Annotated in this window: 18 protein-coding genes and 1 pseudogene; 10 read left to right on the plus strand and 9 right to left on the minus strand. The window is 57.1% G+C overall.

The genetic code is table 11. The features are described 5' to 3' along the window. Positions 1 to 10 precede the first annotated feature (10 nt). The 6 genes from gspL to P349_RS22320 all read left to right on the plus strand — a co-directional run bounded on the left by gspL (position 11) and on the right by P349_RS22320 (position 7,895). Positions 11 to 1,144: a type II secretion system protein GspL gene (gene gspL / locus P349_RS22345; RefSeq protein ID WP_032649256.1), complete on the plus strand. Its 1,134-nt coding sequence runs from the start codon at positions 11 to 13 to the stop codon at positions 1,142 to 1,144. Next, complete coding sequence (gene gspM, locus P349_RS22340; RefSeq protein ID WP_032649253.1) at positions 1,141 to 1,626, plus strand: type II secretion system protein GspM; 486 nt, start codon at positions 1,141 to 1,143, stop codon at positions 1,624 to 1,626. The genes gspL and gspM overlap by 4 nt, the downstream gene beginning before the upstream one ends. Then, positions 1,623 to 2,420 (plus strand): prepilin peptidase, encoded by a 798-nt coding sequence (locus P349_RS22335; protein ID WP_032649251.1) that lies wholly within the window; start codon positions 1,623 to 1,625, stop codon positions 2,418 to 2,420. The genes gspM and P349_RS22335 overlap by 4 nt, the downstream gene beginning before the upstream one ends. Before the next feature lie 256 nt (positions 2,421 to 2,676). Next, on the plus strand, positions 2,677 to 5,388 hold the full coding sequence (locus tag P349_RS22330; protein WP_032649248.1) for a glycosyl hydrolase family 18 protein: 2,712 nt from the start codon (positions 2,677 to 2,679) through the stop codon (positions 5,386 to 5,388). Positions 5,389 to 5,494: 106 nt separating this feature from the next. Beyond that, positions 5,495 to 5,935 carry a type III secretion system invasion protein IagB gene (iagB, locus tag P349_RS22325; protein ID WP_032649246.1) on the plus strand — a complete coding sequence of 147 codons (441 nt, stop codon included), beginning with the start codon at positions 5,495 to 5,497 and terminating at the stop codon, positions 5,933 to 5,935. A gap of 133 nt (positions 5,936 to 6,068) precedes the next feature. Beyond that, entirely contained in the window at positions 6,069 to 7,895 is a 1,827-nt protein-coding gene (locus P349_RS22320) for a glycoside hydrolase family 19 protein (protein ID WP_032649244.1), read from the plus strand. 137 nt (positions 7,896 to 8,032) lie between these two features. On the opposite strand, the gene P349_RS22315 is transcribed toward P349_RS22320, so the two are convergent. The 4 genes and pseudogenes from P349_RS22315 to poxB form a co-directional block, all read right to left on the minus strand. Beyond that, a complete protein-coding gene (locus P349_RS22315) occupies positions 8,033 to 9,046 on the minus strand; it encodes an NAD-dependent epimerase/dehydratase family protein (RefSeq protein ID WP_032649241.1) in 1,014 nt (337 codons plus the stop codon). Positions 9,047 to 9,139: 93 nt separating this feature from the next. Further along, a complete protein-coding gene (locus P349_RS22310; protein ID WP_032649239.1) occupies positions 9,140 to 10,576 on the minus strand; it encodes an SDR family oxidoreductase in 1,437 nt (478 codons plus the stop codon). A gap of 10 nt (positions 10,577 to 10,586) precedes the next feature. After that, positions 10,587 to 11,588, minus strand: a pseudogene (gene ltaE / locus P349_RS0124010) (low-specificity L-threonine aldolase). A 38-nt stretch (positions 11,589 to 11,626) separates the two neighbouring features. Then, a complete protein-coding gene (gene poxB / locus P349_RS22305; protein ID WP_032649238.1) occupies positions 11,627 to 13,345 on the minus strand; it encodes a ubiquinone-dependent pyruvate dehydrogenase in 1,719 nt (572 codons plus the stop codon). A 151-nt stretch (positions 13,346 to 13,496) separates the two neighbouring features. On the opposite strand from poxB, the gene P349_RS22300 reads away from it, so the two are divergent. After that, entirely contained in the window at positions 13,497 to 13,931 is a 435-nt protein-coding gene (locus P349_RS22300; RefSeq protein ID WP_032649236.1) for a DoxX family protein, read from the plus strand. 115 nt (positions 13,932 to 14,046) lie between these two features. Here P349_RS22300 and hcr read toward each other — a convergent pair whose 3' ends face one another. From hcr to aqpZ, 4 genes are all read right to left on the minus strand, one after another. Next, a complete protein-coding gene (gene hcr / locus P349_RS22295; RefSeq protein WP_032649233.1) occupies positions 14,047 to 15,015 on the minus strand; it encodes an NADH oxidoreductase in 969 nt (322 codons plus the stop codon). Positions 15,016 to 15,025: 10 nt separating this feature from the next. Continuing rightward, positions 15,026 to 16,678, minus strand: a complete 1,653-nt coding sequence (gene hcp, locus P349_RS22290; RefSeq protein ID WP_032649230.1) for a hydroxylamine reductase — start codon at positions 16,676 to 16,678, stop codon at positions 15,026 to 15,028. Between the two features lie 144 nt (positions 16,679 to 16,822). Then, the gene (locus P349_RS22285; protein WP_024907818.1) at positions 16,823 to 17,722 is read right to left on the minus strand and encodes a lysine exporter LysO family protein; all 900 of its coding nucleotides are present in this window, start codon (positions 17,720 to 17,722) and stop codon (positions 16,823 to 16,825) included. Positions 17,723 to 17,892: 170 nt separating this feature from the next. Beyond that, the gene (aqpZ, locus tag P349_RS22280) at positions 17,893 to 18,588 is read right to left on the minus strand and encodes an aquaporin Z (RefSeq protein ID WP_023335104.1); all 696 of its coding nucleotides are present in this window, start codon (positions 18,586 to 18,588) and stop codon (positions 17,893 to 17,895) included. A 291-nt stretch (positions 18,589 to 18,879) separates the two neighbouring features. Between aqpZ and P349_RS22275 the strand changes: the two genes are divergently transcribed. Beyond that, entirely contained in the window at positions 18,880 to 20,538 is a 1,659-nt protein-coding gene (locus P349_RS22275; protein WP_032649228.1) for an ATP-dependent endonuclease, read from the plus strand. Here the strand turns inward: P349_RS22275 and P349_RS22270 are convergent. Then, complete coding sequence (locus P349_RS22270; RefSeq protein ID WP_032649225.1) at positions 20,535 to 21,491, minus strand: VirK/YbjX family protein; 957 nt, start codon at positions 21,489 to 21,491, stop codon at positions 20,535 to 20,537. The two genes, P349_RS22275 and P349_RS22270, sit on opposite strands and share 4 nt — an antisense overlap. Before the next feature lie 159 nt (positions 21,492 to 21,650). On the opposite strand from P349_RS22270, the gene macA reads away from it, so the two are divergent. Then, positions 21,651 to 22,766 carry a macrolide transporter subunit MacA gene (macA, locus tag P349_RS22265; protein ID WP_032649222.1) on the plus strand — a complete coding sequence of 372 codons (1,116 nt, stop codon included), beginning with the start codon at positions 21,651 to 21,653 and terminating at the stop codon, positions 22,764 to 22,766. Continuing rightward, the gene (gene macB, locus P349_RS22260) at positions 22,763 to 24,703 is read left to right on the plus strand and encodes a macrolide ABC transporter ATP-binding protein/permease MacB (RefSeq protein ID WP_032649220.1); all 1,941 of its coding nucleotides are present in this window, start codon (positions 22,763 to 22,765) and stop codon (positions 24,701 to 24,703) included. The genes macA and macB overlap by 4 nt, the downstream gene beginning before the upstream one ends. Positions 24,704 to 24,722: the final 19 nt, after the last annotated feature.

Consider the following 24,722-nt stretch of genomic DNA (forward strand, 5'->3'; position numbering starts at 1 on the left):
GTAGAACGCTATGAAACAGGTCCTTTTTGTTCGTCCCGACAGCCGCGAGGGCGGGAAAATAATGTGGTGTGTCTCCGGTTGCCAGCAGGTTGAGACGCTGGAGAGCCTGGATGCGCTGATTAACCATCCTCTGGCGGCACGCGTTTGCCTACTGCTGCCTGCCAGCAACATGATCTTCCGCCACTTTACGCTGCCGAAAAAAGTTGCCTCGCAGGCGACGGCATTCTCGTGGATGGCGGAAGAGACGCTGATTGGTGACGTGGATAATCTTCACTGGACGGTGCTCAACAAAAAGGGCGCCGAGGTCGATGCGGTGGCGATTGATGCCGACCTGCTGCGCGGATGGTTAACCCGTTTTCAGGCCGCCGGAATGAAGGTGATCCAGGCGTTGCCGGATGCCTGGCTGCTGCCGGTAGCAGAGGGAGGAAGCACGCTGGTTAAGCAGGATGAAAGCTACTGGCTGCGTTTATCCCCCCACACCGCCGGGGAGATGGAGGCCAGCCTGCTGCCGCTGCTGATGCAAAAAGCGGGCGAGGGCGAGGTGTGCTGCTACGGCGCGCAGCCTGAAGGAGTTGACGTTGACCTCCTGCAGCCCTGGCAGCATCCGCTGGTACTGATCCAGCCGCAGTGGCAAACCTGCCGCGTGAATATTATGCACGGTGAATTCAGCGCGAAAGCTGGCTCGGGTAAAGCCCAGAAAGGCATCAAAGCGGCGATGGCCGCAGCGGGTCTGCTGTCTCTCGGCCTGTTGCTCGGCCCGCGCGTCGCCATGGCCTGGATGCTGGTGCAGCAGGAGAATGCTATACAGCAGGAGATCGCTCAGGTTTATCAGCACCATTTTCCGAGTATGCGCCAGCAGACCAACATCAAATACCACTTTGGTCAAAACATGAAAAAGCAGACCAAAGGGGTATTTTTGCAGCTTGAAGCGCTGGAGAAAGCCAGGCAGGCCGTGCCGGCGATGGAAATCGATCTGCTGGAATACGACGCCCAACAGAACACGCTGACGCTGAGCGTCAGTGCGCAAAACCAAACCGCGTTGCAGACGTTTGTTGATCAGGCGGGGGAAATTTTTGATTTTACCCTGCAGCCTGTTTCTACCGCTGCACCTTATACCGCCATGATCGCAGGGAAATATAAATGAAAGAGCGAATCGCGCAGCTTAAGTCTCGTTATCAGAATTACAGCACCAGGGAAAAAGTCATTATAAAAATATGTGCCGTTGCCCTGGCGGGGGCGGCCGTTTATTACGCAGGCATGATCCCGCTGGATAATATGATTCTGAACAGTAAAGCCACGCTGAGCAGACAAAAAGAGACGCTGAACTGGATGCGCAGTGAAATAGATAAAAACCATCTCCAGGTTCAGTTGGTCAAAACGGATAATCCGCGCACGGTGGTGGAGAGTAGCGCACAGGAAATTAATCTTCCCCTGACGGATGTGCGTCAGGATGGACAAACCTTATCGTTCGTCGTGAATCGCGTAAACGTCTACGAATTAAAGAACTGGCTGCGGGAAATTAACCAGACCTCCGGCGTCAGGCTGCAAAAAATGAACCTCACCCCGGTCGATCGCCTCAGCGACGTGAAGGCCGAGGTGCAGCTTACCTGGAGTAAAACCGCATGAACACCTTCGCGCTGATGCGGGAGGTTTACCCGGTGGGGTTCCCGGTGATGAGTGCGATTCTGGGCGGCATTGTGGGGAGCTTTCTTGGCGTCGTCGCCGAGCGCGTACCGGCCATGGTGATGGGGGAAGAGGGGGGCGGCAATTTGCTCTTTCCGGAGTCGCACTGCCCGGCGTGTCAGCACACCCTGGCCACCTGGGAGAATATTCCGCTGGTCAGCTGGCTTCTCCTGCGTGGACGTTGTAGCCGCTGCGGCGTGGGTATCCCATTAAGGATATTTTTAATCGAACTTTTTTCCGCGCTGTTTTTTGGCGTCACCGCCTGGTGTATGCCAAACGTACAGGCCTTGTTCTCCCTGTGGGCACTGGCGGCGTTCTTGTTGCCTCTGGCCTTGATCGACTGGCGGCATCAGCTGCTGCCGGATTGCCTGACGCAGCCTCTCCTGTGGGCTGGCCTGTTGCTCCATACGTTTGACCATACGATGCCGCTACGCGATGCGATTTTTGGCGCCGTGGCAGGTTATCTCTCTCTTTGGCTGCTCTACTGGGCATTTCGGCTTTGTACCGGGCGGGAAGGGCTGGGTTATGGCGATTTTAAACTGCAGGCGGCTTTGGGGGCCTGGTGCGGCTGGCAGGCGTTACCCACGCTGGTATTAGTCGCCGCCTTAAGCGGTATCGTCGGTTATTTCATCCTGAATATCTTAAATAAAAATAACCTCATTATTGCTTTCGGACCCTATCTCTCATTTGCTGGAATAGTGGTGTTTATTGGGCAGCAGTTTGCTTTCATATTTTAAATATTTCGGTCAAGTTTTTTTGTCAATTTTTTCGACGGTGTAAGAGCAGGACGTCTCTTTGCGCTCAGTGTATCGTAAGGGATATAAGCTATACGGAATTTTGGCTTGTATCTTTTTATGGAGGAATACAACGCAGAAAAATATTTTCTTGTCACGGTTGTAAGGTCAGTTAAATACGCATTATGCAAATAGACTCCATGCTCTCAAGGAAGACATGGATTATTAACGTCACGAATAAATTTATCAGGAAATAAAAATGAAATTTATGAAGCCTAAATATCTGGCGCTCTTCATTGCGGCGGCATCCGGCTCCGCATTTGCAGCAGCACCGGGTACACCGACTATCAGCAGCGGCAATGATAAATTTGCGCTGGCAGAGGTAGACCAGGCGGCTCAGGACTACAACAGCCTTGTCAAAGTGCATAAAGATGGCGTGGATGTGAAAGTTGAGTGGAATGTCTGGAGTGGCGCTGCGCCAACGTCTGCAAAAGTTCTGCTTGATGGCACCCCTGTCTGGACCGGGGCCGGTAGCGCTTCCGGCTCCGCGACGTTTAAAGTGAAAAAAGGTGGCCGTTACCAGGAACAGGTTGAGTTGTGTAACGCCAGCGGCTGTACCAAAAGTGCCAGCAAGCTGATTATTGTGGCGGACACCGACGGCAGCCATCTGCTGCCGCTGAATACAACCATGAAAGAGAACAATAAAACCTTCTCTGAGCATACCGATAAGGTCGTCGGGGCCTATTTCCCTGAGTGGGGCGTATACGGCCGTAACTTCCCGGTTGATAAAATCCCTGCCGCTAACCTGAACCACATCCTGTACGGCTTTATTCCAATCTGCGGTGGCGATGGCATCAACGATGGTCTGAAAACCGTTGAAGGTGGTAACAGCTTCGCCGTATTGCAGCGTGATTGTGCGGGCCGCCCGGACTATACCGTGGCTATCCACGATCCGTGGGCAGCCCTGCAAAAACCGCAGGCTGGCGTGTCTGGATGGGATGACCCCTACAAAGGGAACTTCGGCCAGCTGATGGCGCTGAAAAAAGCGCATCCTGGCCTGAAAGTCCTGCCATCCATCGGTGGCTGGACCTTGTCCGATCCGTTCTTCCACATGGGCGATCCTGCGATCCGCGCTCGCTTTGTATCGTCTGTAAAAGATTTCCTGCAAACCTGGAAGTTCTTTGACGGTGTGGATATCGACTGGGAATTCCCTGGCGGCGGCGGTGTGAATGAAAACCTCGGTAATCCGCAGCAGGATAAAGCGACCTACACTGCGCTGATGCACGATCTCCGTGCGATGCTCAATGAACTGTCAAGCGAAACGGGCCGTTCCTACGAGCTGACCAGCGCCATTGGCGCCGGTAAAGATAAAGTTGAGGATGTGGATTACACCACCGCTCAGCAGTATCTCGATCACATCTTCCTGATGAGCTATGACTTCTACGGCGGCTGGAGCAACACCGACCTGGGCCACCAGGCCGCACTGCGTGCACCGTCATGGCGACCAGATACCAACTACACCACCGAAAACGGCGTGAATGCGCTGCTTCAGCAGGGTGTACAGCCAGGTAAGATCGTCGTGGGTACAGGTATGTATGGCCGTGGCTGGACCGGTGTGCACGGCTACACCGGCGATAATCCATTCACCGGTACTGCAACCGGTATGGTGAAAGGCACCTGGGAACCGGGTGTTGTCGACTATCGCCAGATCGTAAATGAGTACAAAGGCAAGCCAGGTTGGGAGTATGGCTACGACGCGACTGCAGAAGCGCCTTACGTCTTCAACAAATCAACGGGCGATCTGATCTCCTATGAAGATGCCCGCTCCGCGGCCGCGAAAGGCAAATACGTCCTGGCCAACAAACTGGGTGGTCTGTTCTCCTGGTCTATTGATGCTGACAACGGCGATATCCTGAACGCGATGAACGAAAGCCTGCTGGGCAGCGCTACCCCGGTTGATCCGGTGGTAACTAACCATGCGCCAATCGCGTCATCTTCCGATCAGAACGTCTCAGGCCCGGCAACCGTTACGCTGGATGGCTCTGCCTCTACCGACCCGGATGGCGATGCTATCACCTACAAGTGGACCCAGATTTCTGGTCCATCGGTGACCCTCACCAACAGCACCAAAGCCAAAGCGACCTTCAACGTTGCGGCCGTGACCAGCGACCAGACCCTGGCGTTCCGCCTGACGGTAACGGATGCGAAAGGCCTGAGCAACGCAATTGATGTGCAGGTCGTGAACAAAGCGCCAAAAGCGAACCAGGCGCCGGTAGTCAATCAGATGGAAGCGGTAACGCTGCAGGCGGGAGAAACCTATGCTCTGCATGCGCAGGCGGCGGATCCTGACGGCGACGCGCTGACCTACGCCTGGAGCATTCCGGCGGATATGCACGCAACCGGAACCGATAGCGCGAACGTGACCATCACTGCGCCAGAGGTGACTTCAACGTCTACTTACACGCTGAGCGTCGTTGTCGGTGATGGTAAAACCAGCGTGCAGTCTAACGTGCAGGTTACCGTGAATCCGAAACCGGCTGAGGTTACGCCGCCGGCTGATGACGTGACCCCACCTGCTGACGAGGTTACCCCTCCGTCTGATGAGGTGACTCCGCCATCTGATGAAGGCACTGCAAACGGTAGCTGCGACGCGCCTGTCGATGCTAACGCCAGCAAATATGCCGCGTGGGATGCCAGCAAAATTTACAACAATGGCGATACCGTAAGCTTCGACCATCTGGTGTGGAAAGCGAAGTACTGGACCCAGGGCAACCAGCCTGGCTTCGGTGTGGATGCCTGGGAGCTGGTCAGCAATGTGAAGATGAACTGGCGTTCTGACCTGGTCTACAACGGCGGCGAAACCACAACCTACCAGGGCAACGTTTACCGTGCCAAATGGTGGACCCGCGGTGATAACCCGGCTAAGAGCGATGTATGGGTGAAAGAAGGCCCATCAACAGACTGCAAATAATATAGCCCAGTAATCACTCACCCCCCTTTTGGGGGGGTGAGTGATTCAAAATTCATTTTACAGGATGTTGCTAAGGAGAAATCACAGACGCTTACAGCAGGTAAACATGAAAAAGGCAATGTTGTTGTTATTGATAATAAGCCAAAGCGCGCTGGCAAACTGTTGGGATAAAGCGGCGCATTATTATCATGTCGATCCGTACTTATTATATGCCATCGCCAACGTTGAATCCGGCATGAACCCGTACGCGGTTGGTCAAAACCATGACGGCACCCGTGATGTTGGGCTAATGCAAATTAACAGCTCCCATTTTGCGCAGCTTGAGAGCAGGGGGATCGATGAATACCGGCTGATGACCGAGCCCTGTACCTCCATCATGGTCGGCGCTTCCATCCTGTCCGGGATGATTAAGGTTTATGGCTATAACTGGGAGGCGGTAGGCGCGTATAACGCCGGGTTAAAAAAAGAGAATTATCCGCAACGCATGAAATATGCCCATAAAGTCTGGGCGAAATATCAGCAACTGAAATTAGCGGCACGTTATTAAGGTTTTTTATTTTTGAAGAATTCCCGAGGGTGTTCTTCGAAAAGTGAAAACAGCTGTCTGTGGTTTATTTATTAACGGATTAATACATAAGCCGGGATTTTATAATTTAACTTCTATTAACAGGAATACTGAAATGAACAAAAGGACGTTACTGAGTGTACTCGTTGCCGGCGCATGCGTCGCCCCGTTTATGGCGCAGGCTGCCTCGCTGCAAGCGACCCCCAGTGAGCCGTACACCATGAAAGCCAGCGATCTGGCGAAGAAGGAAAAAGAACTGACCAGCTTCCCGCTGATGGCCTCGGTGAAAGAGACCATCCAGACGCTGGACAACGCTCAGGTAGAAATGATTGAGCCAGGCCGCGCGGCGAACCCTGAAAACGTGAAGCGCGTGGAAGGGATCGTGAAGGCCAGCGACTGGGAATATCTCTTCCCACTGCGCGCGCAGGCGTACACCTACAGCAACTTCCTGAAGGCGGTAGGTAAATTCCCGGCGCTCTGTAAGACCTACAATGACGGTCGCGACAGCGATGCCATCTGCCGTAAAGAGCTGGCTACCATGTTTGCCCACTTTGCCCAGGAAACCGGCGGCCACGAGAGCTGGCGTCCTGAGGCCGAATGGCGTCAGGCGCTGGTTCACGTGCGTGAAATGGGCTGGAGCGAAGGCCAGAAGGGCGGTTATAACGGCGAATGTAACCCTGACGTCTGGCAGGGGCAGACCTGGCCATGCGGGAAAGATAAAGACGGCGACTTCCTGAGCTACTTCGGTCGCGGTGCGAAGCAGTTGTCCTACAACTACAACTACGGTCCGTTCTCTGAGGCGATGTACGGCGACGTGCGTACCCTGCTCGATAAACCTGAGCTGGTGGCGGACACCTGGCTGAACCTGGCGAGCGCGATCTTCTTCTTCGCCTACCCGCAGCCGCCAAAACCAAGCATGCTGCAGGTTATCGACGGCACCTGGCAGCCGAACGCTCACGATAAAGCCAACGGTCTGGTCCCTGGCTTCGGCGTGACCACCCAGATCATCAACGGCGGCGTAGAGTGCGGCGGCCCGACTGAAATTGCCCAGTCGCAAAACCGTATCAAGTACTACAAAGAGTTCGCGAACTATCTGAAAGTGCCCGTTCCGACGAACGAAGTGCTGGGTTGCGCTAACATGAAGCAGTTCGATGAAGGCGGTGCCGGTGCCCTGAAGATTTACTGGGAACAGGACTGGGGATGGAGCGCGGATACCCCAACCGGCCAGACCTACTCCTGCCAGCTGGTGGGCTACCAGACGCCGTTCAGCGCCTTTAAAGAGGGTGACTACAGCAAGTGCGTGCAGAAGTTCTTTAACGTCAACATCGTGAATGACGATGGCTCTGCCACCACCCCGGACGAAACCCCGGTAACGCCAGCGCCGATAGAAGATGAAACGCCGGCTCCAGCGCCAGCGCCGACGCCGGATGAAACCCCGGCTGAGCCGGTGGCGGTGAACCACGCCCCGGTCGCGCATATTGCGGGTCCAATTGGCGCCGTTGAAGCCGGTGCGCAGGTCTCTCTGAGCGCGGAAGGCTCCACAGACGCCGACGGTAACAAGCTGACCTACACCTGGCGTTCACAGGATGGTCAGACCGTGACCGGTCAGGACAAAGCGGTTGTGACCTTCAGGGCGCCAGAATCCGCCACGGCACAGCAGATTGAAGTGAGTCTGACCGTTAGCGATGGCGAACTGAGCAGCACCACCTCTTACCTTCTGAACGTGAAGGCGAAAGCGGCACCGTCTCAGGACGAAGGCACTTCCGGCTCTTACGCCGTGTGGAGCGCGAACAGCAAGTACAAGGCAGGTGATATCGTGAACAACCACGGTAAACTGTTCCAGTGCAAACCGTTCCCGTACAGCGGCTGGTGTAACAACGCCCCGGCATACTACGAGCCAGGCGCAGGTCTGGCATGGGCTGATGCCTGGACGGCACTGTAAAAGCAAACGGCAACCGAAAGGTTGCCGTTTTAGTGTTTGCTCTTTCCCCTCACCCTAACCCTCTCCCCAAAGGGGCGAGGGAACAATACGGTGCAGTTGTAGGCCCGGTAAGGCGAAGCCGCCACCGGGCAAAAAGGCTAGCGATGAAGCTTCCCGTGATCCCGCAGCCACGCCGCGGTGCGCATAATCCCTTCATCCAGCGTCACAACCGGTTTATACCCCAGCTCGTTCTCCGCCCGCGAAATATCCAGCGTGAAGTCAAAATTGAGTTTAGAGACGCCGTAATGCGTCAGCGCAGGCTCTTTGGCTGTTTTACTGCCAAAGCGCTCCATGCTGCGGGCGATCATATCCAGCATCGGGTAGGGCACGGAACGGATACGGCAGTCGATCTGCAGTTCGTCAATCAGCCGCTGCACAATGCTGCGCAGCGTGCAGGGCTCGCCGTTGGTGATGTTGTAGGCGCGACCGGAGATCAGCTTATCGCAGTCCGGCTGGCTGGCCAGCCACATGGCGTGGACGGCGTTTTCGTAATAGGTCATATCCACCAGCGCATCGCCGCCGCGCGGCAGCAGCACGCTGCCGTAGTGGTGCATCATCTGCGCCAGACGGGGAATAAACACCTTGTCGTGCGGCCCGAACAGGCTCTGCGGACGCAGGACCGTAAAGCGGGTATGCGGGTTTGACTGCGCCAGCAGGTCAATCACCTCTTCGCTGGCCGCCTTGCTGCGGGCAAATTCACAGGCAAAGCGAGCAGGGCGGAAATCTTCCTGCACGTCACGATGGTGGTGATAGTCGAAATAGAGTGACGGTGACGAGATATGAATAAAGTTACGCACGCCCCAGGCAACAGCCCATTCACCCAGACGACGGGTGGCGCGCACGTTGGCGAGATCGAAGGCTTCCTGGGTCCCCCACGGGGAGGTAAAACTGGAACAGTGCCATAGCGTGTCGATACCGGCGAGCATCACCTTTGCCTGCGAGGAGACGAGCTCCGTCAGGTCAGCATGGACGAACTCTGCGCCCATTTTTTGCAGCAGTTTACCCATCGCTTCGTTGCGACCGGTAGCCCTGACGCTGATGCCTTTATTGCGCAGAAATTCGACCGCATTTCGGCCTAAGCCGCTGGTCGCCCCGGTAACCAGTACCTTCATAGCTATCCACTGTGTTGAAAAAGAATTTCGTGCGCATTCTTTCGTGAATTACGGCGCTATGCAATGGGAAAGGTGAAAGAAAGAGAGTTTTATTTATATCTTTTCCGTCTTTTGTTCTGCCCGTTGCGCAATGCGTTTCGCCATTCCGCGGAAGATAAACAAGTGGGCAGGGATCATCAACAGCCAGTAGAACAGCCCCGGCATTCCGTGCGGATGCCACCAGGCGCGGACGTCCAGCTCACGGTGATCGCCTTTGTCTTTCAGGGTAAAGCAGAGTCGGCCTAGCCCCGGGGCCTTCATACCGAACAGCAGCGCCAGCCGTTTTTCCGGCTCGACGATGATCACCTTCCAGCTGTCGACCGCATCGCCCACCTCAAGATACGGGCGTGCCGGGCGGCCTTTTGCCAGCCTGTGCCCCACCAGCAGATCCATTGCCCCGCGCGTTTGCCAGAGGATATTGCCGAAGAAATAACCGTCTTTGCCGCCAATCTGGTTCACCACCTCCCACAGCGCGGCCAGACTGGCGTGGGTTTTCACCGTGCAGCCCGCCTGTTTCGGGTAATAGCCATACTCCGGGCGCCAGCGGGCAAACGCCTGGGCGTCGTAGCCCCAGTCGCTGGAGTTCACCAGTTGCTCTTCCTCTTTCAGCGTATTACGTACGGCATCGTCAAAGCGGATCAGGTCCTGGGGTATGAGTGCCCGCAGCGCGCGATCGTCCGCCAGCAGATCGTGCTTCAGCCCCTGGATCAGCGCTTTGGCGGTCGTCGGCGGCACGGAGGTGATCACATTCAAAAACCATACCGAGATCCAGCGGGTTGGAAAGGGGATGGGGATCAGCCAGCGGCGGCGGCCGCTGACGCGCATGAAATGTTCGAACTGCTCCTGATAGCTCAGGACTTCAGGCCCGGCGGCCTCCAGCACGCGGTGCTGGTCGGTTGGGTGATCCAGCAATGCCACCAGATAATGCAGCAGGTTCTCCAGCGCAATCGGCGTGGTGCGCGAACGGACCCAGCGCGGCGGCGTGAGCACTGGCAGGTTATACACCATATCACGCATCACTTCGAAGGCGGCGGAGCCTGCGCCGACGATAATTCCGGCGCGCAGTTCGGTGACGGGAATAGCAGCGCCGCGCAGGGTGTCAGCCGTCAGCTGGCGGGCGCGCAGGTGATCGGACTGCTCGTGTTCGGGCGCCTGGAGCGAGCTTAAAAAAATCACCTGTTTCACCTGCGTTTGCAGAAGAGCATCGCGGACGTTCATCGCCACCTGACGCTCGTGGGCGATAAAATCCCCGCCTTCGCCCATGCTGTGCACCAGATAGTAAAGCGTGTCGACCCCTTCCAGCAGTGCGGGAAGTTCCTTCGGCCAGTTGAGATCAACATTGTGGCAGGTGACGCCAGGTAAACTGAGCTTTTGCAGGCGCTCCGTGTTGCGTGCCGCTGCCAGCACCCGGTGTCCCTGCTGGCTTAGCGCCGCGGTGAGGTGTTGACCGATATATCCGCTGGCGCCGAGCACCAGAATGCGTTGCGGCACGTGATGCTCCTTATCGCTGTAAAAACGCCTGCCAGTGTTTCACCACGTCCGCCAGCTGCTCGCGGCTGACGTCAAGATGCATGACCAGACGCACGACGGGTGAGGCGTTGATCAGCACACCACGGGCTTTCATAAATTCACCCAGCGCAGCGGCGCGATCCTCGCCCACGCGGACGAACAGCATGTTGGTGTCGTGGCGCATCACGTCGGCGCCAATCTCGCGCAGCTGAGCCGCCATCCACGCGGCGTTGTCGTGATCGTCCTTCAGGCGCGCCACGTTGTTTTTCAGGGCATACAGCCCCGCTGCCGCCAGAATACCCGCCTGACGCATGCCGCCGCCGGTCATTTTGCGCCAGCGGTTCGCGCGTTTGATGTAGTCCGCATTGCCCACCAGCAGGGAACCCACTGGCGTGCCCAGCCCTTTAGAGAGGCAGATGGTGAACTAGTCGCAGTATTGCGTAATCTCTTTCAACTCGCAGCCGTACGCCACCACGGCGTTGAAGATGCGCGCGCCGTCCACGTGCAGGCCGAGCCTGCGCTCGCGGGTAAACTCCCATGCGGCTTTCAGGTATTCGCGCGGCAGCACTTTGCCGTTGTGGGTGTTTTCAAGGCTGAGCAGCCGGGTGCGGGCGAAGTGAATATCGTCGGCTTTGATTTTCGCCGCGACCTTATCGAGCGGCAAGGTGCCGTCCGGCGCGGCGTCAATCGGCTGCGGCTGAATGCTGCCAAGCACCGCGGCACCGCCGGCTTCGTAGAGGTAGTTATGCGCGCCCTGGCCCACGATGTACTCTTCACCGCGCTCGCAGTGGCTGAGCAGCGCCACGAGGTTAGCCTGCGTACCGGTTGGCAGGAACAGGGCGGCCTCTTTTCCGCTGAGCTCTGCGGCATAGCGCTGCAGTTCGTTTACCGTCGGATCGTCACCGTAGACGTCGTCCCCGACCGGGGCGGCCATCATCTCTTCGAGCATGGCGCGGCTCGGGCGGGTTACGGTATCACTGCGTAAATCGATCATGGCATGTCCTTATTATTAAAAAGGCGATGCCAGATGTTTTACCTGAGCCAGTTGGTTTTTGCCAGTTCGATAACCTCGTCACCGCGCCCGCTGATGATCGCGCGCAGCATATAGAGGCTAAAGCCTTTGGCCTGCTCAAGCTTGATCTGCGGCGGGATCGCCAGCTCCTCTTTGGCGACGACGACATCCACCAGCACCGGACCGTCGATGGAAAAGGCGCGCTGCAGGGCTTCATCCACCTCGGAGGCTTTCTCCACGCGAATACCGGTGATGCCACAGGCCTCGGCGATACGCGCGAAGTTGGTATCGTGCAGCTCGGTGCCGTCCGTCAGATATCCGCCAGCCTTCATCTCCATCGCCACGAAGCCCAGCACGCTGTTGTTGAAGACCACAATTTTCAGCGGGAGCTTCATCTGCACCACCGACAGGAAATCCCCCATCAGCATGCTGAACCCGCCGTCGCCGCACATCGCCACTACCTGACGCTCCGGCGCTGTCGCTTTTGCGCCCAGCGCCTGCGGCATGGCGTTGGCCATCGAGCCGTGGTTGAACGAGCCGAGCAGGCGGCGCTTGCCGTTCATCTTCAGATAGCGAGCGGCCCAGACGGTTGGCGTGCCTACGTCGCAGGTAAAGATGGCATCGTCGTCCGCGAAATGGCTGATCTGCTGCGCCAGATACTGCGGGTGAATGGCTTTGTCGCTCGGTTTGGCGAGATCGTCCAGCCCCTTGCGCGCATCGCGATAGTCACTTAGCGCTTTATCGAGGAACTTGCGATCGGTTTTCTCTTCCAGCAGCGGCAGCAGGGCGGCAAGGGTGGATTTAATGTCGCCCACCAGCGCCATATCGACTTTGCTGTGCGCGCCGATGCTGGCCGGATTGATATCAATCTGAATGATTTTCGCATCCGTCGGGTAGAACGCGCGGTACGGGAACTGGGTGCCGAGCAGGACCAGCGTGTCGGCGTTCATCATGGTGTGGAAGCCGCTGGAGAAACCGATCAGCCCGGTCATCCCCACATCGTAAGGGTTGTCGTACTCGACGTGCTCTTTGCCGCGCAGGGCGTGGACAATCGGGGATTTCAGCTTACCGGCAAATTCAAGCAGCTCCTTGTGCGCCCCCGCGCAGCCGCTGCCGCACATCAGGGCGATATTGCTGGCGTAACGCAGCAGCTGTGCCAGCTTTTTCAGCTCCTCCTCGGCTGGCGTCACCACCGGCTGCGGAGCGTGATACCAGTGGGTGCTGGCACCTTCCGGTGCGGCCTTGAGGGCCACATCGCCCGGGATAACGACCACCGAAACGCCGCGGTTCAGCACGGCCTTGCGCATGGCGATCGCCAGCACCTGCGGGATCTGCTCCGGGGATGAAACCAGCTCGCAATAGTGGCTGCATTCACGGAACAGCTCCTGCGGATGCGTCTCCTGAAAATAGCCGCTGCCGATTTCGGAAGAGGGGATATGGGCGGCAATCGCCAGCACCGGGACGTTATTGCGGTGACAGTCGAACAGCCCGTTGATCAGATGCAGGTTACCCGGCCCGCAGGATCCGGCGCAGACGGCCAGTTCACCGGTAAGCTGTGCTTCAGCGCCTGCGGCGAAGGCGGCAACCTCTTCATGGCGGGTGGGCATCCATTCGATGGTCTTCATCTTGTTGAGGCTGTCGCTAAGTCCGTTCAGGGAATCGCCGGTTACGCCCCAGATACGTTTCACGCCAGCCTGTTCGAGCGTTTTCGCAATATATGCAGCCACGGTTTGTTTCATGGTTGTCCGTCTCCTTTTTGTGATATCGCTTACAAGCTTAGAAGAAAGTCTCCGTATTGCCCGTCATCTCCCCCTAATTAAAAGGTGCTTTTCACGCGCAATTATTCGGCATAATCTGGCAATACCTCGGTGAAAACAGGAATCATTTCAAATGGTTAAATCATTGTTAATTGCTGTTAATGAAAAGCTATCGTGCGACGATCTTGGCAAACTCTTGTTACGACTTGCCGTCGGCGGGCTGATGCTTTTTCACGGTCTGCACAAGCTGTTTGGTGGGGTGGGCTTTATCAGCGGCATGCTGGTGGAAAAAGGGTTGCCGGGGTTTATTGCCTACGGCGTGTTGATTGGCGAAGTGGTGGCACCGATCCTGATTATTGTTGGGCTCTTTACGCGCCCGGCTGCGCTGGTGCTGGCGTTTACGATGATTGTGGCGTGGCTGATGGTGGGAATGGGGGAAACGCTCGCCCTTGATAAGGTAGGCGCATGGGCGATTGAAAGCCTGGTGTACTTCTTTATCGGCTCGCTGGCGGTGGCGTTTTTAGGGGCAGGGCGGTTTGCGGTAGGGAAAGGTCCTGCGTGGCGGTGAGGATAACAAAAGCCCGGTGGCGCTTGCGCTTACCGGGCCTACGAAGAGCAAACCTGTACAAAGTAGGCCGGGTAAACGAAGTGCCACCCGGCAAAAATGGCGGCACCGCATCAGATTACGCCAGCACCAGGTCTCCCTGTGGATGGCATGAACACGCCAGCACGTAACCCTCGGCAATTTCCGCGTCGGACAGCGTCATGGTGCTGGTGACGGTATACTCCCCGGAAACCACCTTCGTTTTACAGCAACCGCACACGCCCGCACGACAGGCAGCCACTACCGGCACCTTATTGCTTTCCAGCGCCTCCAGCAGCGTGGTCCCCACGCGGCCAAAGAAGGTCTGCGCAGGCTGAAGTTTGGTGAACTTAACGCCGCTGGTTGCCGCTTCCGCCACCGGCGTGAAGAACTGCTCTTTGAAGAAGCGGGTCACGCCAAGCGCTTTCACCTCTTTTTCCACGCTATCCATGTACGGCGCCGGACCGCAGGTCATCACGGTACGGTTTGCCATATCCGGCACGCTTTGCAGCAGCTCGCGGCTCAGGCGACCGGGCACAAAGCCGTGGGTCGCGTTGTGCTCCGCCACCAGCGTTACCGGATAATTCCGCCACTCATCGGCAAAAATGACATCTTCCGGTGAACGTACGCTGAAGATCGCCTGCACGTCAGCCTGCGGGCGATTTTTTGCCAGCCAGCGGCGCATCGACATAATAGGCGTTACGCCACAGCCCGCCGCCAGCAGCAGGAATTTATCCTCCGTCTTATCGTCACAGGTGAATTCCCCCTGTGCGTCAGACAGCCAGATATAATCCCCTCGCTTCACGTCCCGCGTCAGCCACTGCGAGCCCGCGCCGTCATCAATACGGCGGACGGTGAGCGTAATGTACTCGCTCACGCCCGGCGTTGAGGAGATCGTGTAGGCGCGCAGGGTGTCCGCCGAATTGCGAACGCTAACCAGCGCATACTGACCCGCACGGTACGGATAGTAGTCATGGCACAGCAACGACAGCGTCCACACATCCGGCGTCTCCTGATGGATGTGATGAACCTGCATCCGCCACGGACATTGTGGGGTTGGCATGGTCATGAGTTACTCCTTACGCGCTCAGCAGCTGCTTCATATCATCTTCAACGTTGGTCACGGAACGCAGACCGAATTTCTCGTTCAGCACCGCCAGCAGGTCCGGCGTCAGGAAGCCAGGCGCGGTCGGGCCGGTCACGATGTTGGTCACGCCGAGAGAGAGCAGGGTCAGCAGGATGACAATCGCCTTCTGCTCAAACCATGAGAGCACCAGCGACAGCGGCAGGTCGTTCACGCCGCAGCCCAGTTTCTCCGCCAACGTGACCGCCAGAATGATGGCCGAGTAAGCATCGTTACACTGGCCCGCATCGATCAGGCGCGGCAGGCCTTCGATGTCGCCGAAGTCCAGCTTGTTGAAACGGTATTTGCCGCACGCCAGGGTCAGGATCAGGCAGTCTTCCGGCACGCTGGTGGCGAAATCGGTGAAGTAGTTACGCTCGCCGCGCGCGCCGTCGCAGCCGCCAACGAGGAAGATGTGGCGCAGCTTTTCACGGCTGACGAGGTCGATCAGCGAATCAGCGGCGCCGAGCAGGGTTTCACGACCAAAGCCGACGGTGATCAGGTGCGGGATCTCGCTGTACGGGAAGCCCGCCATCTGCTGCGCCTGGGTGATAACCGGACCGAAATCGTCACCTTCGAGGTGGCTCACGCCCGGCCAGCCGACGATGCTGCGGGTCCAGATGCGGTCGTCATACGCGCCGACGGTAGGGTCGATGATGCAGTTAGAGGTCATCACGATAGGGCCTGGGAAGCGGGCGAACTCCACCTGCTGGTTCTGCCAGCCGCTGCCGTAGTTACCAATCAGATGCTTAAATTTACGCAGCTCCGGGTAGCCGTGCGCGGGCAGCATTTCACCGTGGGTATAGACGTTAACGCCGGTGCCTTCGGTTTGCTTCAGCAGATTGTAGAGATCTTTCAGGTCGTGACCGGAAATCAGGATGCACTTGCCTTCGGTCGCCTTGACGTTGACCTGCGTCGGCGTCGGGTGGCCGTAGGTGCTGGTTTCACCGGCATCCAGGATGCTCATCACGCGGAAGTTCATCTGGCCGATTTCCATTGAGCACTCAAGCAGGGCATTCATATCAGCAGGCCAGGTGCCCAGCCACGCCATGATTTTGTGGTACTGGGCGTAGATGTCATTGTCGTATTGCCCGAGCACGTGTGCGTGTTCCATATAGGCCGCCGCGCCTTTCAGCCCGTACAGGCACAGCAGGCGCAGGCCGAGAATGTTCTCGCCAATCGCCGCCTTGTCTTTATTCGGGGTGAATTCTGCCGCCTGACGCTGGAGATCTCCGAGATCGTCGCTGACCAGCTGAAGGTCTGACATCGGGTTTTCCACGCGGGCGCTGGCATCCGCCTTCAGACACTGCGCCTTCAGCGCTTCACGCAGGGCAATGGCTTCGCGGGCATAGCCAACAATGCGCGGAGAGTCGAAGTTAACGTTGGTCAGCGTGGAGAAGAAGGCGCGCGGGGCGAAGCTGTCGACGTAGTGGTCGACAATACCGTATTCGCGGGCCTTGAACGCCCAGGCGGAAAGGCCTTGCAGGGCCGCAATCAGCAGGTCCTGCAGGTCAGATGTTTCTGCGGTTTTGCCGCACATACCCTGTGCGTAAGAGCAGCCATTGCCTGCCGGGGTACGGATGGTTTGTTCACATTGCACACAAAACATAATCACACCTGTTAAAGTTATATTTGATATACATGTTTAAGGTTATGCTTGTGCCAGAACGGTGAAAAGGGCTTTCTGCTACAAAATAGAGGGAGATTGATTTAGCGCAATTTTGGCGGCAGGAAACCTACCGCCAAAGAAGTATCAGGCAGAGAAGAAGGCCATCAGAACAGGAACCAGCAGACTTAAAATAAAGCCGTGTACGATAGCCGCGGGCACCATCTCCAGCCCTCCGGAGCGCTGTAGTACCGGCAGAGTAAAGTCCATCGACGTTGCGCCGCACAGGCCCAGCGCGGTGGAACGACTGCGGCGAACCAGGCTTGGGATCAGCATGATGGCAATCAGCTCTCGCGCCAGATCGTTAAAGAAGGCGGCGCTGCCGATCACCGGGCCGAATGATTCGGTCAGCAGAATACCGGAGAGGGAATACCAGCCAAAACCTGACGCCATCGCCAGGCCGGTTTTCAGCGGCAGATCGAGAATAAAGGCGTTAATGACGCCCGCCACCATGGAGCTGGCGACCACAATGACGGCGACCATCATTCCCCGCCGGTTGAGGACAATTTGCTTCAGGGTCATGCCATTATTTCGCAGCTGAATACCGATCAGGAACAGCAGGAAGATAAGCGTATATTCGCTGGCCTCTGTCGCGTGCTGTAAAAATGCCCAACCGGTCAGCCCAAGAAGAAAACCGAGCACCACGACGCCGCACAGTTTTAATGATTCCAGCGCCATGGCAATTCGTGAAGGGAGTTTTTCCTGATGATGGTGATTTTTCCATGGAATAGTGCGTTCCAGCCACAGCAGCGCGGCAATATTGCACAGCAAAATAACCACCACGGTGACAACAGAATAATGGAGGATGGAGAGTAAATTCGCCGACAGGTTATCCAGGAATGCCAGGCTTATCCCCATAAAGAAAAGAATAACGTAAACAATCCAGCTGAGAAAACGGTTGATAAGCCGTAATGCAGATTCCTGATGCAGCGGGATAAGGTAGCCCACAATCAGGGGCAGCAGAATAATGAGGAGTCCTGAAAACATGAACAGCCGGTCCTTTTGAGTATCTGTTGAGCGCCAGAGACACTACCCAATAAAGGCTGTCAGGTAAAGGAGCAATAAAAAAGCCGGGTGGCGGCTACGCCTTACCCGGCCTACAAAGTGCACTCTAACGTAGGTCGGGTAAGCGTTAGCGCACCCGACACCGCGCTCGATTAATCGCGTTTTTCCAGCAGGGTGCGGTACAGCACGCCGCCCAGAATACCGCCGATAATTGGCATCACCCAGAACAGCCACAGCTGTTGAAGCGCCCAGCCGCCCTGGAAGATGGCGACGGCGGTGCTGCGTGCCGGGTTAACGGAGGTGTTGGTGACCGGAATCGAAATCAGATGGATAAGCGTCAGCGCCAGGCCAATCGCAATCGGGGCAAAACCGGCTGGCGCGTGTTTGTCCGTTGCGCCGTGGATCACCAGCAGGAAGCCGGCGGTCAGCACAATTTCAATCACGATGGCAGACAGCATGGAGTAACCGCCCGGAGAGTGTTCGCCGAAGCCGTTAGAGGCAAAGCCGCTGGCCGCCGCGTCGAACCCGGCTTTACCGCTGGCAATCACGTACAGAACGCCAGCTGCAATAATACCGCCAACCACCTGCGCCACGATGTAGCCAATCACGTCTTTCGCCGGGAAACGGCCGCCCGCCCATAAACCTAATGTCACTGCCGGGTTAAAATGACCACCGGAAATATGTCCCACGGCAAACGCCATGGTTAATACGGTTAAACCAAACGCCAGCGCGACGCCGACAAAACCAATACCCAATTCCGGGAATGCTGCTGCCAGAACGGCGCTACCGCAGCCACCAAATACCAGCCAGAATGTACCAAAGCATTCTGCCGCTAATTTTCTAAACATAACCACCTCAAAATAATTATCCGCACGCTTTCCCGCGCGCGGGATATATCGTCATAAAGGGATGACGACTCAAAGAGTCTCTATTCTAAAAAATAACAACACCCCTTCGCCACTTAAATAAATTCTGTTGGTTTGATTTTAGGCAATGCGATGTCAATCCTTGTTCAAATTAGCGGTAAATAGAGCATAGACTAATTCTCGCAAGGGTGAATGTTGTGCTGTCGTGACAGAACGCCTCCCGCTATACTGCTGATAACTTGAAGGAAAAAGTGATCATTTGTCGGGGGATTTATGCTTCTCGAACGTGTGGAAATTGTCGGGTTTCGCGGTATTAACCGTCTGTCGCTGCAGCTGGAGCAGAACAACGTCCTGATCGGCGAGAACGCGTGGGGTAAGTCCAGCCTGCTGGATGCGCTGACATTACTGCTTTCGCCCGAAGACGATCTGTATCACTTTGTTCGCGACGATTTCTGGTTCCCGCCCGGCGACGTGACGGGGCGCGAGAAGCACCTGCATATCATCCTGACGTTCCGCGAATCCGAGCCCGGACGTCATCGCGTGCGTCGCTTCCGCCCGCTTTCACCCTGCTGGGTGCCGTGCGATGACGGTTTCCACCGGATTTTCTATCGACTGGAAGGGGAGATGGCGGAGAACGAGGGGGTACTCACCCTGCGTGATTTTCTCGATGAGAAAGCCAACCCGATCCCGCTTGACAATATCGACGATCTGGCCCGCCACCTGATTCGCCTGACGCCGGTGTTACGCCTGCGCGATGCGCGTTTTATGCGGCGTATTCGTAACGGTACCGTACCCAATATGCCGGACGTGGAAGTCACCGCCCGCGAGCTGGATTTTCTGGCAAGAGAGCTGGTATCGCGTCCGCAAAATCTGACCGATGGTCAAATCCGTCAGGGGTTGTCCGCAATGGTGCAACTCCTGGAGCACTATTTTTCCGAGCAGGGAACCTCTGAGTCGCGTCATCGTCTGATGCGCCGCCGTTCTCATGATGAGCAGCGCAGCTGGCGTTACCTCGACATCATTAACCGGATGATCGACCGGCCCGGCGGTCGTACCCATCGGGTGATTTTGCTGGGGCTGTTTTCAACGCTTCTGCAGGCCAAAGGCACCGTTCGTCTTGACCGGGACGCCCGGCCGCTGCTGCTGGTGGAAGACCCGGAAACGCGGCTGCATCCCATCATGCTCTCCGTGGCATGGCATCTGCTGAATCTGCTGCCGCTCCAGCGCATTACGACCACTAATTCCGGTGAATTATTATCGCTGACGCCGGTAGAACACGTCTGTCGTCTGGTCCGTGAGTCCTCCCGCGTCTCCGCTTTCCGGCTTGGACCGGGTGGTTTGAACGCGGAAGACGGGCGACGCATCGCGTTTCATATTCGCTTTAACCGCGCGTCGTCGCTCTTTGCCCGCTGCTGGCTGCTGGTGGAGGGGGAAACGGAAACCTGGGTTATCAACGAACTGGCGCGCCAGTGCGGCCACCATTTTGATGCGGAAGGCATTAAGGTGATTGAATTCGCCCAGTCGGGACTAAAGCCGCTGATAAAATTTGCTCGCCGGATGGGGATCGAGTGGCACGTTCTGGTCGACGGTGATGAGGCGGGCAAAAAATATGCCTCCACCGTACGCAGCCTGCTGAATAACGAGCGTGAGGAAGAGCGTGACCATTTAACCATGCTCCCTGCGATGGACATGGAACACTTTATGTATCGTCAGGGGTTCGATGACGTCTTCCACCGCATTGCCATGGTGCCGGTCGATGTCCCGATGAACATGCGGCGCGTGATCGCCAAAGCCATTCATCGTTCGTCAAAACCGGATTTAGCCATTGAAGTGGCGACGGAAGCGGGAAGGCGGGGCGTAGAGGCGGTACCGACCCTGCTGCGGAAGATGTTTTCCCGCGTGCTTTGGCTGGCACGCGGAAAAGCGGATTAGCGTTGGGTCGCCTGTTTCACCTGCTGAATCAGGCTATCCAGCAGCGCGTAGCGGCGGCGATATTCGGAACGTTTTTTGCTGGCGATCTCTTCCATCGGTTTACGCAGCATGACGAGCGGCAGCATAAAGTTACCGTTGTCCTGTTTTTCACCGCCGATAGAGATCCAGAAACTGTCGTAATCGGCCAACAGCTTCCCCTCTTTTTTCTTGCGGTAGCGCCAGCTGCGATAAATATGGGTATCGTTACTGACGGCGATAATCTGCTCTACCGGGAACGCAGCGCCGAGGGCCATGGCGGCCTCGACCAGCAGACGTTTCGGGAACAGACCATGGCAGGCTTTCGTCGCTCCCTGGATCAGCTCATGGGGAACATGCGCTTTTGCCCCTTGCAAACCGCCAATGAACAGCGTCGATTTTCCCTCAAACTGGCATAGCGTAAAGGTCATCTCCGCCAGCGCCGTATTTTGACTGTCACAGAAAACGAGGGTAGCTTCTCCCTCTTTATCCATAAACGCGTCGGCACACAGGCGGACGGTAAATTGCTGTTCATCTTTTCCGGTTAAGGTCAGCAGGGCCACGCCCGGCTTTGAAAGGTAACCATTAATGAGCGTCGCCGGCAGCTGGCGGCACATCATCTGATAGTGCCAGGACAGCGATTCCAGCACACGCTGTCGATCCATATTGACCGTTAACCACGGACGATGAAGGCGACAGGGCAGCCCTGGCTGAACCTGGAGCATTTGCATCAGGTGCGGATGTTTCGCAAGATCAGACAGCAGGCGAGCGGTGCTGAGCGGTGTCGCCAGTGAACGCAGCATGAACTTGCGTCGATAGGCGGTTTTTTCCCATGCCAGCCCGGGTGCGATCTCACCGAAAGCCAGGTTTTTGAAGAGCTGCCAGCCGGATTTTGGCTGCGGCAGGTTTGAAAGCGATGTATCGATGATAGAAGACATGGTAGATCCTGATCCTTTTGGAATATCGCTATTTCAGCAGGAGAAATGTCAACATCTCGTAAACAAATTAGGACGATTTCGGAGAACAGGTCTTTCGTTGAAGGGGCGTTTAGTTAGAATCAACACTTATCATTGCCAGAACATTTATTTGGAATATTTATGAACCTCAAGGGAAAACGCAGAACACTGTTTCTGCTGCTGGCGGTCGTGGTTTTAGCCGGTGGATACTGGCTTTGGCAGGTGCTGAACGCGCCGGTACCACAGTATCAGACACTGATTGTTCGCCCGGGCGAACTGCAGCAAAACGTCCTCGCGACGGGCAAGCTTGACGCGCTGCGCAAGGTTGACGTCGGCGCTCAGGTCAGCGGCCAGCTGAAAACGCTGTCGGTTGAGATTGGCGACAAGGTGAAAAAAGGCCAGCTACTCGGCGTTATCGATCCAGAGCAGGCTGAGAACCAGATCCGCGAGGTGGAAGCCACGCTGATGGAACTGCGCGCGCAGCGTGCGCAGGCGCTGGCAGAACGTAACCTGGCCCAGGTGACGCTGACCCGTCAGCAGGCGCTGGCCAAAACCCAGGCGATCTCGAAGCAGGATTTAGATACCGCCACCACTGAACTGGCGGTGAAACAGGCGCAGATTGGCACGATTGACGCGCAAATCAAACGCAATCAGGCCTCGCTGGATACGGCGAAAACCAATCTCGATTACACCCAGATCGTGGCGCCGATGGCCGGTGAGGTCACTCAGATCACCACGCTGCAGGGGCAGACGGTGATTGCCGCGCAGCAGGCGCCAAACATTCTGACGCTGGCGGACATGAGCACCATGCTGGTCAAAGCCCAGGTCTCAGAGGCGGATGTGATCCATCTTAAGCCGGGGCAGAACGCCTGGTTTACGGTACTGGGCGATCCGCAGACGCGCTACGAAGGCGTGCTGAAAGATATTCTGCCGACGCCGGAAAAAGTGAACGACGCTATCTTCTACTATGCCCGTTTTGAAGTGCCAAACCCGCAGGGCGTGCTGCGTCTGGACATGACCGCACAGGTGCATATCCAGCTGACCGGCGTGAAGAACGTGCTGACCATTCCGCTCTCTGCGCTCGGCGAATCCGCCGGGGATAGCCGTTATAAAGTGAAAGTGCTGCGCAACGGGGAGACGCGCGAACGCGAGGTTGTGATTGGCGCGCGCAACGACACTGATGTGGTGGTGGTGAAAGGGCTGGAAGAGGGCGAGGAGGTTGTTGTCAGCGAAAGCCTGCCCGGAGCCGCCAAATGACGGCGCTGCTTGAGCTGAATAACATTCGTCGCAGCTATCCCTCCGGCGATGGCCCGGTGGAGGTGCTGAAAGGCATCTCCCTGCGCGTGGAAGCGGGCGAGATGGTGGCGATTGTCGGCGCATCGGGTTCCGGTAAATCGACACTGATGAACATTCTCGGCTGCCTGGATAAACCCACCAGCGGTACCTACCGCGTGGCCGGGACGGATGTCTCCACGCTGGATGGCGACGCGCTGGCGAAGCTGCGCCGGGAACACTTCGGCTTTATCTTCCAGCGTTACCATCTGCTTTCTCACCTCAATGCCGCGCAGAACGTGGAAGTACCTGCGGTCTATGCGGGCGTCGAGCGTAAAAAACGCCTCGAGCGCGCGCAGATGCTGCTGACGCGTCTGGGGCTGGCAGAGCGGGTGGAGTACCAGCCCTCGCAGCTTTCCGGCGGCCAGCAGCAGCGCGTGAGTATTGCCCGCGCCCTGATGAACGGCGGGCAGGTGATCCTCGCGGATGAGCCGACCGGCGCGCTCGACAGCCATTCCGGCGAAGAGGTGATGGCGATCCTCCATCAGCTTCGCGATCAGGGGCACACGGTCATCATTGTTACCCACGATCCGCAGGTGGCGGCGCAGGCGGAACGCATTATTGAGATCCACGACGGCGAACTGGTCAGCAATCCGCCGCCGCGTGAGTCCAGAGCAGCGGCGCCGAAAGAAGTGCTTCCGGCATCAACCGGCTGGGGGCAGTTTTCCAGCGGCTTTCGTGAAGCGCTGACCATGGCCTGGCTGGCGATGGCGGCCAACAAAATGCGTACCCTGTTGACGATGCTCGGCATCATCATCGGTATCGCCTCGGTGGTGTCGATTGTGGTGGTGGGCGACGCGGCCAAGCAGCTGGTGCTGGCAGATATCCGCGCCATCGGCACCAATACCATTGACGTCTATCCCGGCAAAGACTTTGGCGACGACGAGCCACAGTATCAGCAGGCGCTGAAATACGACGATCTCGCGGCCATTCAGAAGCAGCCGTGGGTCAACTCCGCCACGCCTGCAGTGTCGCAGAACCTGCGCCTGCGGGTGGGCAATGTCGACGTTGCCGCCAGTGCGAACGGCGTTAGCGGAGACTATTTCAACGTCTACGGCATGACCTTCAGTGAAGGCGCTACCTTTAACGCCGAACAGCTGGCGGGCAGGGCGCAGGTGGTGGTGCTGGACGCGAACTCGCGCAGGCAGCTCTTCCCCAATAAAGTCAACGTGGTAGGCGAAGTGATCCTGGTCGGCAACATGCCTGCCACGGTCATCGGCGTGGCGGAAGAGAAGCAGTCGATGTTTGGCAGCAGCAAGATCCTGCGCGTCTGGCTGCCCTACACCACCATCTCCGGGCGGATTATGGGGCAGTCCTGGCTCAACTCCATCACCGTGCGCGTGAAGGAGGGCTACGACAGCGCGCTCGCCGAACAGCAGCTTGAGCGGCTGTTAACTCTGCGCCACGGGAAGAAAGATTTCTTCACCTGGAATATGGACGGCCTCTTGAAAACGGCGGAAAAGACCACACGTACTCTTCAGCTGTTCCTCACGCTGGTGGCGGTGATTTCGCTGGTCGTCGGCGGCATCGGGGTGATGAACATCATGCTGGTGTCGGTAACCGAGCGTACCCGGGAGATCGGCATCCGCATGGCGGTCGGGGCCCGCGCCAGTGACGTGCTGCAGCAGTTTTTGATTGAAGCCGTGCTGGTGTGTCTGGTCGGCGGGGCGATGGGCATTGCGCTCTCGATGATGATCGCGTTTGCACTCCAGCTCTTTTTACCCGGCTGGGAGATTGGCTTCTCGCCGGTTGCCATTATTACCGCATTTTTGTGTTCGACCTTTACCGGCATTTTGTTTGGCTGGTTGCCCGCCCGCAACGCGGCGCGGCTGGATCCGGTGGACGCGCTGGCGCGGGAATAACCCGAAAATAAAAATGCCA

The organism is Enterobacter sp. DC4 (assembly GCF_000568095.1).
GTDB lineage: Bacteria > Pseudomonadota > Gammaproteobacteria > Enterobacterales > Enterobacteriaceae > Enterobacter > Enterobacter pseudoroggenkampii.